Source organism: Nocardia sp. CA-120079 (genome assembly GCF_050955745.1).
GTDB lineage: Bacteria > Actinomycetota > Actinomycetes > Mycobacteriales > Mycobacteriaceae > Nocardia.
Genome location: NZ_CP192088.1, coordinates 8,592,851 through 8,605,396 on the forward strand (window position 1 = coordinate 8,592,851; position 12,546 = coordinate 8,605,396).

Below are 12,546 nucleotides of genomic sequence, written 5' to 3' on the forward strand. Positions count from 1 at the left end.
GCAACGATACCAGCCATGCCCCAGCGGTATGAAACCGGTCAGATCTCGATCGGCGGGCCGTGGTCGATGGCGCCGGGCGGGCCCGGGACCACGTAGCGGGGGACGTCGATGCTCGGCTGTGCGCACTCCGCACCTGCGGCGTCGAATCCGGAATCGCCCTGTTCCGACACCAGACCCGGGTCGTATCCGCGCGCCGCGGCGATCCCCGCACGCTGCTCATTGGTGACGTACGGAGTCAATGGGCAAGAGACGGGCGTTCCGGCGACCGCAGCGGCCAGTTCGACCCGGTCGCCACCGGACGGCACGGCCATCGCGGCCAGTGCGGCGGCACCGGCCACCGCCTGCGCGCCGAACAACTTGCCCCAACGCTTGCCCTTACGTGGTTTGTCCGCGTCCTCGTCCGATTCGCGTGGCTGCCACTGCGCACCGCTCGGCGGCGGTTGCTCCTGCTGCGGCTGGTAGGAACCGCGCGGCCGCAGCGGCGGCACTTGCCCCTGTGGCGTGGGCCCCTGCGGTGGCGGCGGCCGACCGATGACGGTGGGCCGCTGCTCTTCCGGATACTGCCCGGGCGGGCGGGTGAACCGGCTACCAAGTTCGGCGAGGTTCGGCGGCAAGGATTCCCGGCTGACCCGGGTGGTCGGCTCCTCGCCCGTCGGCTCGCTCGACGGCTGCACGGTCGGATACCCGGGCCCGTACTGCACCACCGGCGGATGCGACTGCCCTGCCTCACGACGGACCTGGCCCTGCTCGGGTGGGACCGAGCCCTGATCGGAACGGGCGGGCCCTTGCTCGGGACGTACCTGCCCCTGTTCCGGCCACCCCACCTGCTCCGAGCGCGACGGCACATCCGGCCGCCCGGGCAAAGCCTCCGCCTGGCGCTGCGCCGCTAACGCCTGCGCGGCCTCGGCCTGCCGCTGCACCGAAAGCGCCTGCTGCTGTGCCGATTCGGCCTGATACTGCGGCGACTCCGCCTGCCGCACCCGCGGCGGTGCGGGCTCGGCATGCCGTCCCGCCGAGTCCGGCTCACCGTTCTCGTTATCGGTCACCAGCAGATGCGAGGCACCGAGCACCAGCGCGTGCATCGGATGATCGGCCACGTGCAACCGGTGCCCGAGATGATTCTGGAACGCCAAGCGCAGCGCGTCGTTGAAACAGACATTGCCGGACAACAGCACCGTCGAGGTGTCCGCGCCGATCGAGCGGGCCGCGGCCATCACCTCGATCACCACATTGTCGGCCGAACGCGCATCGCGCATGGCCTCCGCGGTGACCGGCACGTCGACCGATTCGGTCGGCTGCTCATCGTCGCCGTGCACCGCGACGACCAGCATGGTCCGCCCGTCGGAGTACACCCCGGTCGCGCCGATGCCGTGTGGATTGCGATCGTCCGGGGACCGCACCAGACCGAGCGCACGCACATATCCGGACAGCGCAACACTTTCCGGCAGCGGTTCGACCGTGACGTCCAGCCGTTCGACCAGGTCGACGTACACATCGACCTTCGCGTCGGGCCAGCCGTCCGGGAACGGCAGCGCGACCAGATCCGGTTTGCCGCGCAGATATTTGCCGATGGCCGCGAGCGGGTTGTACATGCGGGCACGGAAGACCAGCTCGGCGGGCCAGGTCGCACCGGCCACCACGATCTGCGGATGGCCGAGAATGTCGCGCACGTCGGCGATCGCCATCCCCAGATCCGGCCGCTGCCGCTCCACTCCGGCGGTGTGCAGCCGACCCGACGAATCCGCCAGCAGATATGCCGGCGGCGTGTATGTACCTTCTACCTGCACGGGCCGGATCGGTGTCCCACCGCCGCCCGCGGCAACGGACACCACATCCCATCCGAGATGTACTGCCCCAACTCGCACCGTCACAGGCATAAGTGTGCCTGCTGCGCGAGCGACATGCTCACCGCATCCGGTGAGAGCCCGCCGGAGCGGCCCCTCACGCGTTCGACTTCCGCAACCGCAGCCGACGCCAGGTGATGATCGCCAATACCGCGGTTATCGCGACGAGCAGGGCGATATCGAGATACCAGATATTCGGCTCGTGCTTCCAGAGCGCGTCGGGTTGCGCGTTGGCGAACAGTGTCCGAATATCCACCGTCGACGCCCCGGCCGCATAACCCCATCGTGACGGGAACAGCCACGAGACCTGTTCGAGCACCACCCGGTCGGTCACCGGAATCAGGCCGCCCGCCATGACCAGTTGGACCATGATCATCACCACGAGCATCGGCATGACCTGCTCGTTGGACTTGGCCAGACTGGACAGCAGCAGGCCGAAGACCACACAGCACACCGCGGTCAACGCGATATCGAGATAGAGCTCGGTGGGCCCGTTCGGGATCACCGAACCCTCCAGCGGCGGCTTCTTACCGACCAGCGTGATGCCGACCAGCACCGCCGCCTGCAGGAACGCGGTAATGCTGAACACCGCGATCTTGGCGAGCAAATACGCGGAGGGCAGCAGCCCGACCGCGCGCTCGCGATAAAAGATGGTGCGCTCGCCGACCAGATCACGCACGGTCAGCGTGGACCCCATGAAGCAGGCGCCCAAAATCAATACGACAAGCAGTTGCTGGGTCTCGCTGCCGCCAGACGGGACGAACAGCACCTCGTTGCCGCTCTGCACCTGCTCCAGCGGACCGCTCTGGAAACCGTTGCTGCCCGGCACCACCAGCGACAGCGCACCGAGGATAAAGGGCAGGACCACCAGGAACGCCAGGTAACCGCGGTCGGCGAAGATCAATCGGACCTGCCGTCGCGCCAGGGTGGAGAACTGCTTGGCGCGCCCGGATTGCGGCGGGCTGCCCGCCGAGCCCTGCCGCGGCGGCGCGGGCGGTGGCGGCGGTGGCGCGAAGGCCAGCCTGGACCGGTACGCGGCGAATGCCTGATCCGGATTCGCGGCGACCCGCCCGAAAATCTCCGCCCAGTCGCTGGTGCCCATGGCCGCGCCGACGCTGGCGGGGTGACCGCAGAAGGCCGTCTTGCCACCGGGCGCGAGCAACAGCACCTGATCACACATGTCCAGGCAGGCCACCGAGTGGGTGACCACGATGACGGTGCGACCGGCATCGGCCAGCTCGCGCAGCATCGTCATCACCTGACGGTCCAGCGCCGGATCCAGACCCGAGGTCGGCTCGTCCAGGATCAGCAGCGACGGACCGGTGAGCAGTTCCAACGCAACCGACGCGCGCTTGCGCTGACCGCCGGAGAGCCGGTCCACCCTGGTCTCGGCATGTTCGGTGAGCGAAAGTTCTTTCAGCACACCGTCGATCACCTGCTGGCGGTCGGCCTTCGAATTGTCCGGCGGCAGTCGAAGTTCGGCGGCGTAGCCGAGGGCTTGGCGCACGGTCAGCTGACGGTGCAGCACATCGTCCTGCGGCACCATGCCGATGCGGGAACGCAGCGCCTCGTATTCGGCGTGCAGATTGCGACCTTCGAAGGTGACCACACCACCGGAGGGCTGCGTGCTGCCCGCGATCAATTTCGACAGCGTCGATTTGCCCGCACCGGAAGGTCCGATGAGTGCGGTGAGCGTGCCCCGTCCCGCCTGCATATTCACATCGACGAGCAGCTGCTTGTTGCCCTCGACAGTGAATCCGACACCGTGCACGTGCAGGCCCTGTTCGGCGACCGGCTTCTGCCGATGCACCAATGTGCCCTGCTGGACGACGAAGTCGATATTTCCGATGGTGATGATGTCGCGCTCACGCAGCACCGTGCGTTGTTCGCGACGGCCGTTGACGAAGGTGCCGTTGGCCGAGCCGAGGTCCTCGATGGTCAGGCCCTCGGAGTCCGCGACCAGCCGGGCGTGCTTGCGCGAGGCCAGCGGATCGTTGACGACGATCTGATTGTCGGAGGTACGACCGATATTCAGCCCGCCGGGCGGCAGACGATCGGCCCTGGCGATCGGCGCCGTGGACGGGCGGGTGCGAACCGGCGGCAGCATCGAGGTGTCGGCCTTGAAGGTCATATTGACGTTCGGCTGCTGCGGTTGGGAGGGCGGTGGCTGCTGGGGTTGCGGCTGCGAAGGCGGTTGTGGGGGGTGCTCTGGGCGTTGCTGTTGCGGACGCTGCTGGGACGGGGGCGGTGCCTGCGGTGTCCGTCGCGGGTGTTGATACCCCGGCGGCACCGACGACTGCGGTTGCGACGGTTGCGGTTGCGCTGCCTGCGGTCGCTGCGGCTGGGCCGGCGTCGCGGGCAGCAGATGCAATAGCGGACCACTGATCGCATCACCGAGGCGGACCTGCGTCGGCCGATTGATCGGCACCGGCTGACTCAAGCGCCGCGCATCCACGAAAACGCCGTTGGTGCTGCCATTGTCGGTGAGTACCCAGCTGTTCCCCTGCCAGGCGAGCGTCGCATGCACCCGCGAGACCAGTGGGCTGTCCACGAACAACGTCACTTCCGGTGCGCGGCCCATCGTGACCTGTTGATTCGAATCGAAGACCCGTTCGGTTCCATCATGGCGCACGGTGATGGTCTGCGCCCCCGGTAAAGACATGCAGCGGATACTATTCCATCACCCGGACTTCGGCGGTGCCCCCGATGCGCCTTTATGCCCCGATCCGGAGACCGTTATGAACGTGCGACCGGCCGACTAGGGGGAGCCTTGCCGAAACTCCGAGCGACCGCAGTCATTGCCGCAGCACTGTGCGTAATCGCATTGTTGGCGGGCTGTACTCGCGCGGTGCACGGTCGAGCGGTTTCGGTCTACGACGATCCGTTCAAGGTCGCCGGACTGCCCACCACGAACGGTCCGAGCGGACCGCGCGACGGCGTCCCCGACAGCTCGCTCACCGCGGTCAACGGCGACAGCGGCGAGGTGGATGCCCTGGCGCTCAACGCGATCGATGATATCCAGACATACTGGCACGCCGAATACAGCAAGGACTTCGACGGCGAATTCAAGCCGGTCGACAAGCTGATCTCCTGGAGCGCGAAGGCGCCGCGCACCCAGGCACTCGAATTCTGCAGGGAATCCACCTATCACCTGGTGAACGCGGCCTATTGCCGACTGGACAACTCGATCGGCTGGGACCGCTCGGTGCTGTTGCCGACGATCGAGGACACCTTCGGCAAGATGGCCGTGATCATGGTGCTCGCCCATGAATACGGACACGCCATCCAGACCCTGGCGAAAATCGTGCAGGCGAAGGATCCGGTGATCGTCAAGGAGCAGCAGGCGGACTGCTTCTCGGGCGCGTTCATTCGCCATGTGGCAGAAGGCAAATCCAAGCACTTCACCATCAATACCTCCGACGGTCTGAACTCGGTGCTGGCCGCGACCGTCGCCATTCGGGACTCCAATCCGGATGATCCCGAGAGCGTGCACGGTTCGGCATTCGAGCGGGTCACGGCCGTGCAGATCGGCTTCACCGATGGTCCGAAGGCGTGCAAGGCCATCGATATGCACGAAATCGAGCGCCGCCGTGGCAATTTGCCGCAGAGCTTCAAGGACGATCCCGGCCACGGCGAGAATCCGATCGACAAGGACAGTCTGATCGAGCTCAGCAAGGCACTCGCCGCGATCCTGCCGCTGAAGTCGGCGCCGACCTACGACTACTCCGGCGCGAAAATCGACTGCAAGAACGGCGTTGCCACACCGCCGGTTTCGTATTGTCCGGCCAAGAACACGATCGCGACCGATGTGCCAGCGCTCGCACAGCGCGGCACCTCCGATGCCGATGACAATGATCCGTTGCCGCTCAAGGTGACCGGCGATTACAACGGCTACATCGTCTTCATCTCGCGCTACACCCTCGCCGTGCAGCAGAGCAACGGCCAGCAGCTCGTCGGCGCCAAGACCGGATTGCGCGCGGCCTGCCTTTCGGGTGTGGTCACCGGCAAGCTCGCGCAGCCGGGACGGACCCAGGCCCAGGGCGATATCGTCTTGGCCGCCGGCGATCTCGACGAGGCGGTCTCCGGACTACTGGCCGACGGGCTGGCGGCCAGCGATATCGAGGGCAAGACTGTGCCGAGTGGGTTCTCCCGGGTCGACGCCTTCCGCGCCGGGGTGCTCGACGGCGAGCACACCTGCACGTCGCGGTATTCCTGAGCTCCCGTTCTGGCGGGGCGATGCGAATACTCAGCCGAACGGCGGGGGTGCGGCAGGTTCGAATCTCAGTACCCGGTTGCCGATCATGATCTCGGTGCCGGGTATCAGGCCCATCGGCTGGTGGGGCGGGATGCGGATCCAGTCGCGGTAACCGGGCAGGCGGGTGCGGGTGCCATTGGTGGAACCCCGATCCACCAGGGACACATCCCAATTCACCAGCAGCACCTCGGCGTGCGCGCGGGACATGCCGCCCGAGGAATCCTCGACCTTCAACGGCACCATGCCGCGGCGGGCCTGTTCGGAATGTTCCGGATCGCGGCCGAGGACCGCGTCCGCGGCCAGCATGTAGGTCATGCCGTCGTCGAGGACCAGCATGCCCAGCGGCGGGCGGACCACCTCGATCAGCTGCTGCGTCTGATCCACCGGCATCCCGCAGACCGTGCAGAACGCCGAGCGCGGATCGCTGGGATGCGCACGCGCGCATTTGAATCCCAGCACCTTGACGGTGAGCGCGGTGGCCTTCGCGGTGGCCTCCAGCCTGCGCTGCAGGTCCGGATCCGGGCGCGGGGCCGGATTGGTGCCGCCCATTTGGGTCGGCGCGTGATGCGGGTCGACTGGTTCCTGCTCCTGAACCGAATCGAGCATCGCGGTTGAGGCGCGGGTCTCGGTCAGATGTTCGGCCTCGAGCTGCGGTTCGGGCTCGGGACGCTGGGTCGGTCCCGAGTCGATGCGCGCGGTCGGCGGTGGATGCGCGTGCTCGGATCGCGCCGGTTCGGACCGGCCGCGCACCGCATCGGACCAGACGATCGCGCCGCCCGCCTGTGCGATTCCCTCGACCAACCAGCCGATCCCCCGCTCGGCGGGCACATCCGGAATGCGGCCCTTGGGGTCATCGACGAAGAGCGCGACCGCACGCGCGGGCACCGACGCGACCCGGTCCACCGTGAAGGCAGCATCGCTGCCCCGATAGCGCTCGAGCGTTCCGTCACCGGCGAGCACCGCGGTGACGGCACCGTGCAGGAAGATTGCCACCCCGCCGGTCTCGGCCGCGGACAGGATGCCGAAATCGATTGGCGCACCGGGACTGATCCGCTCGGCATGCGTCATCAGCCAGCGGGTTGCCGCCCGCGCGACCAGCGCGCCCGGTCCCTCCGGATGCTGTTCGGCGGCGTCGCGCACGAGTTCGGCCAGCGACTCCAGCGCGATGACGGCGGGTGCCTCCGGAGTCGGGCGCGCATGCCCATGATGTGCGACGACCACCACCGCACCCGCGACCCGGGCGACGGCGTGACCTCCGACAACGACCTCAACCTGCCGATCCTTCAACGGTATCGGCCTTTCGGGGGTGCGCATTGCGGGGTCGTCGCCACATCGACAAGGGTATTGCAATCCAAGCCCTAAGGGTCCCCCTCCCCGGCGTCCGTCCGGTAACTTCAGATGGACATCGGGAGGAACGAGGGGCCTGTCATGGTTAGGACTTCGCGCATCGCGCTCGCCGTGGCTTGTATCGCGGTGACCGGCCTGCTGGCCGGCTGCGGCGGCGTGCCGGGTACGCCGCTGGCGGCCGAGCAAGACGTGCGCAAACTGGAGGTCGGCACCTATCCGGTCGATCGACACAAATACGACCAGGACGCGGGCTCGAACGGGGCGCTGGTCGAGGGCATGCGAATGTCGGACGCCGTGGTCGCCAGTTCGAAGATCGACCCGTCGCTCACCTACGGGCGCGAAGGCAAGGTGCTCAGCAGCATCGACGATGCCGTCGAACACGTCGCGTCCGCGTCCAAGCCGGTGCTGGTGAACCGCAAGTACCTCACCGGATACGCCACCAGCGGTTCGGACAAGCCCGATCCGCCAGGGCAGACCCGGCCGTCGGCCGACACCACCGCGATCACCAACGTGGTATTCCGGTTCCCGGACGAGGCCGCCGCGAAGATCGCCGCCCGGGAACTCGAAGACGCCGATATCAACATCTCACCCGACAACCGCAAACTGACGTCGAGCAAATATCCGGATGCCTATATCCACTGGCGCCCAGGCATTGCCAATATCGGAACCTTCATGGCGCACAAGGAGTTCGTCATCTCACTGTTCGTCGGGCGGCCTCGCGCGGACAGTTCGGACCTGCAGAGTTGGGTCGAGAAGACACTCGACGCCCAGGTCCCCGCGTTGGACAAATTCCAAGCCACGCCACAGGACAAATTCAGCAGCCTGAAGGTCGACCCGGAGGGCATGCTCGGGCGGGTCGTGGTCGCGGATCGTCGCGGACACACCCCGAATGCCGATAACTTCGCGGTATACGGGCCGAGTTATTTCGTGCAGTCGGCCGAGGACGAGGCCAAGACCCAGAAGCTGGTGGACGAGGTCGGGGTCGAGCGGTTCGCCATCGTCGACAACGGCTCGGTCACCCGCGTGCGCGACTATCCGGCCGGCCAGAAGTTCATCGACGGGCTGATCGACGAGGTGCGCAACACCTTCGACCCGATCGACGCACCCAAGGATGTGCCGGGCGCGAAGTGCTTGCAGCTCAACAGCAAAGGCGATCCCGAGCGGCAGTACAAGTACCGCTGCTACGTCCCGTACAAGCGGTATGTCGGTGTGGTCACCAGCGATAAAGAGCCGGATGCGCGGCAGAAGGTGACCGCGCAGTACGCGCTTTTGGCCAATAGCCTCTGACACGGCACGCGCAGAGCGCGGTACCGGTGCTCGAAACCCAGGTGCGTAGGAGCCGGCAGAGTCACTGCCCTTCCCAAAACGGTTCCGGCGCTGACGAGAGCTGTGAAGTAGGATCCCGCGGGGAGTAAGCGAACGGGGAGAACAGCTCCGGAACGGGGGAAGTATGAGGTACCGAGGCGGGTTCGTCGCACTGCTCGCCGCAGCGAGCGTGAGTTGTTCGACGACCGTGACAGGGCAACCGGGGCCGGGGCTTTCGCCGGTCGATGTCGTGACATTGAAGACCGGGGCGTATACCGCCGAGCCGACTGCCTACGCGCCCGACATCACCAGCATTCCCGACTTGCGGCTGATCGAAGCGCGCCGAATGCTCAACTACCTGGTTCATCCGTTCGAGATCGACAGCGAAATCAGCGTGACCGCGAATCAGACGTTGATGGCGAATGCCGATTCGATGATCAGCGAGAAATCCTTTCCCGAACTGTATCGTTCGGTCGCGACGGACAACAATCTCCTTGCGGGAGTTTATGTCTCCGGCACCAACGGTAATCTCCGCAGTCGTAAGAAGCTGATCATCTCGATATTGCGCTTCCCGACCGACGCGGCCGGGCGAGCCGCCGCCGACCAGTTCGATCAGCTCACCAACAGCAATCCGGGCCGTCATCCGGTGGCCATCCCGGGGCATTCGGATGCTCGGGCCTCCTCGGCCGACGACAAGACAGTGACCTCGTTCGTCGCGCACGGCCCGTACGTGATCGTGGCGAATGCCGCTCTCCCCCAACCAGATCAGACCATGGTCGCGAACAATATCGGTAAAGCGATCGACCTGCAGATCACCCGATTGGATCAGCAGAAGCCCGTACCACTGGACGACTTGCTCGACCTGCCGACGGATCCGGACAACATCATGCGCCGCGCACTGCCCGAGGCCCCGGACTTCAGCGACCCGTTCATCGGCAAGAGTGATTTCGGCTATTTCGAACCGTCCGGCGAACTGCACTTCGAACGCAATCCGATCGAGCTGCAGAAGGCATTCGATGAGAGCGGGGTCGATCTGGTCGGACGCCGTGGCGCGATCCTCTATCGTGCGCGAGACCTGTCCGGCGCCTTCCACCTGCAGTCCGTCCTGGCCAAGGCCGGTAAGAACGACGAGATCATCCCATCGCCACCGGGTCTGCCCGATGCCACCTGTATCAAGCTCGATACCAGAGATGACACAAGGAATTTCGATCAATATTGCGTCGTGGTCTATGGGAGGTACGCGGCCGTCGTCGTCGGGAGAACGTTCACCGGAAACCTGGATCCGGTGCTGTACCAGCGCGCCGCCGCTCAGTACGCAATCCTGGCCAAGAGCGAGTGAGTCCGACCATGCGATTCCGACACAGCCTGTACGCCATGATCGCCGTGGCCCTCGCCGCGACCGCAGCCTGCGGTGACAGCAAGGACGCGACCACCCCCGCCATCGACGTAACCAAACTGGACTCCGGGAACTATCCGACAACGCCACGCGATATGGAATCCACGCGCACGGCGGACTCGGGAGCCAACCTGGAATCGGTGCGGATCGGAAACTCGATACCGTTGCCTTTCGAAATAGACGGGAAGTTCGCTTACCAGCGCTTGGCATCGGTGGATGGGCGGACCACCCTGAAATCACCGGCAACCATGGCCGCTATCCCGAGCAAGGAGTTCCCCGACCTCGCGCAAGGACTCGTCGCCGGGTGGGAATCATCCGGCGAACGCCGTAAAAACCCGTGGGTCGGCAGCTCGGTAATTATTGATACGCTTCGATTCTCCGACGCGGCCAAGGCCGAGACCGCGGCCCGTCGCCTGGCCGACCGCCAGGCGGAGCTGGACCCTGGCGAGACGGTGACGATCCCGGAACACCCGAGCGCCCGTGCGAAATGGTCACCCGGTAAACGGACGCTGGATTCATTCCTCGCACACGACGCCATGCTGCTGTACGTGTACATCACCGATCCGGTCAGCGAACCTGTCGACACCGCGCCGCTGATCGCTTTCACCCAGGCGACGTTTACCAAGAGTATCGAGACACTGAAGAACTATTCGCCGACGCCGATCGATCAGCTCGGCTCCCTTCCGCTGGATGTGGATGGCCTGCTCGGCCGGACCCTGCCGCTCGAAGACCGGCAGCTGAGCATTTCCGGGATCGATCGGACGAGGCTCATGACCGCACGCAGCGCGCTGCCTGCCGAGAGGTTCCCGGCACTATCCAAAGCCGCCTTCGATGATGCCGGCGTCGATCTGGTCGCATACTCCGGCGAAAAGGTTTTTCGCACTCGTGATGTCAGCAGCACCGTCCGCCTGATCGCCGCCCTTATCGATCAGCGATCCGATGGATACCGTCCGATCGACGCGCCACCGAACATGCCGGACGCGAAGTGTTTCGACACCAAGGACAAAAAGACCTCTTCACTCAGTTATCCGCCGGTGTGCTATCTCGCGTACGACCGATATGTCGCGAAGGTCGAGGGAACCAATGTGCAAGAGGCGTATCAAAAAGCAGCTGCGCAATACAAGTTACTGACTTACGGGCGTTAGGGGGAGGGCATGAAGCTCACTACCAGGCCAACGGCCGTTCGAATAGTGGTGGCGCTGTGCACGGTCGCGGCGTTGGCTACCGCATCGGCGGGCTGTGGCTCGCAGGTGACCGGACAGCCGGTCCGCGTGGAGCCGGACGCGTCGAAGCTCGATTTCGGCAACTATCAGACCAAGCCGCGCCAAGTGGGTAATGCCAAGAGCAGCAAACAAGCTCGGGCGCGCGAGGCACAGCGACTGGCCGACTATGTGGCGCTGCCGTACGAAGCCGATCCCGCCTACGTCGAGGATGCCTGGGGCATCGCGACGCATATTGTCCTCAACCGCAAGACCCTCGGCAGCCTCGTCATCAACGACACCTTCGATGATGTCGCGAAGGACTTGGTCGCGGGCTGGGGCAACGCGTGGCGAACCGGGGGCGCGCAGGAGGACAAGCGACGAACGCTGAATGTCGCGGTGCTGATGTTCCCGGATGCGCAAACCGCGTCGGCCGTCGGACCGACCCTCGAACACGACGACTTCACCTACAACGCCGACAATCAGCCCGTTTCGATTTCGAAGCCGAATACGTACGCGCATTGGCGACCGGACATCTCCTCCGTCGGCTCATGGACGGTGCACGACCGGTACATCGTCTACATCAAGGTGGTGGACGATACCTCGGCACCCGATCTGCCCGCGTTGACATCGCAGGTCGAGAAGATGCTCGCAGTGCAGCTCCCGCTGCTCGACAAGTTCCAGCCGACTCCAGCCGGCGAACTCTCACGTATCCCGCTCGACCCACAGGGTTTACTCGGCCGAACCATACCCAGCAATCCGGAAAGTCCCATTCGCGCTGAGCCCGATGGGGTTTTCAGCGGCCGCGGGACGGTGTCGTTGATGAATGCAGGCCAAGCAACACTGCCGGAACTGGAGAAGTACAACGTCGATCTGGTGTCGTTCGGCGATGCCGTCGTCTTCCGAACCAAATCCCTGAGGGACGCCGACGGCCTCTGGACGACGTGGCAGCCACTGAAGCCCGATCAGAAAATGGTCGCCGCACCGGCCGGACTCGGCGAACATGTCCAATGTTTCGCGGATGGAGTTACCGAGAAGAATCCGACCGGCTCGATAAATCTGTGTATGTTCCAGGTCGATCGGTACGTCGTGCAGGCATTCGGGAAGCAGCTGCAGGATCTGCATCAGAAGGTCTCCGCGCAGTATGTCCTGCTGCAGAGCCGTTGAGGACGGTTCGGATGCGACTCGAATACCCACCGA

8 protein-coding genes are annotated in these 12,546 nt (G+C 65.2%); 5 read left to right on the top strand and 3 right to left on the bottom strand.

The window, feature by feature from the left end:
- Positions 1 to 38 precede the first annotated feature (38 nt).
- Complete coding sequence (locus ACQPYR_RS39160) at positions 39 to 1,871, bottom strand: hypothetical protein (RefSeq protein ID WP_433624555.1); 1,833 nt, start codon at positions 1,869 to 1,871, stop codon at positions 39 to 41.
- A gap of 70 nt (positions 1,872 to 1,941) precedes the next feature.
- A complete protein-coding gene (locus ACQPYR_RS39165; RefSeq protein ID WP_433624557.1) occupies positions 1,942 to 4,506 on the bottom strand; it encodes an FHA domain-containing protein in 2,565 nt (854 codons plus the stop codon).
- Between the two features lie 108 nt (positions 4,507 to 4,614).
- On the opposite strand from ACQPYR_RS39165, the gene ACQPYR_RS39170 reads away from it, so the two are divergent.
- Complete coding sequence (locus tag ACQPYR_RS39170) at positions 4,615 to 6,060, top strand: metallopeptidase (RefSeq protein ID WP_433624559.1); 1,446 nt, start codon at positions 4,615 to 4,617, stop codon at positions 6,058 to 6,060.
- Between the two features lie 30 nt (positions 6,061 to 6,090).
- Here the strand turns inward: ACQPYR_RS39170 and ACQPYR_RS39175 are convergent, their stop codons facing one another.
- Entirely contained in the window at positions 6,091 to 7,413 is a 1,323-nt protein-coding gene (locus ACQPYR_RS39175) for an FHA domain-containing protein (RefSeq protein ID WP_433624561.1), read from the bottom strand.
- Between the two features lie 114 nt (positions 7,414 to 7,527).
- Between ACQPYR_RS39175 and ACQPYR_RS39180 the strand changes: the two genes are divergently transcribed.
- The 4 genes from ACQPYR_RS39180 to ACQPYR_RS39195 all read left to right on the top strand — a co-directional run bounded on the left by ACQPYR_RS39180 (position 7,528) and on the right by ACQPYR_RS39195 (position 12,513).
- Positions 7,528 to 8,733 (top strand): DUF7373 family lipoprotein, encoded by a 1,206-nt coding sequence (locus ACQPYR_RS39180; protein WP_433624563.1) that lies wholly within the window; start codon positions 7,528 to 7,530, stop codon positions 8,731 to 8,733.
- Between the two features lie 268 nt (positions 8,734 to 9,001).
- Positions 9,002 to 10,090, top strand: coding sequence for a DUF7373 family lipoprotein (locus tag ACQPYR_RS39185; RefSeq protein ID WP_433624565.1), 1,089 nt, complete (start codon positions 9,002 to 9,004; stop codon positions 10,088 to 10,090).
- Positions 10,091 to 10,242: 152 nt separating this feature from the next.
- Complete coding sequence (locus tag ACQPYR_RS39190; RefSeq protein WP_433635364.1) at positions 10,243 to 11,292, top strand: DUF7373 family lipoprotein; 1,050 nt, start codon at positions 10,243 to 10,245, stop codon at positions 11,290 to 11,292.
- A gap of 9 nt (positions 11,293 to 11,301) precedes the next feature.
- Positions 11,302 to 12,513, top strand: a complete 1,212-nt coding sequence (locus ACQPYR_RS39195) for a DUF7373 family lipoprotein (RefSeq protein ID WP_433624567.1) — start codon at positions 11,302 to 11,304, stop codon at positions 12,511 to 12,513.
- Positions 12,514 to 12,546 lie beyond the last annotated feature (33 nt).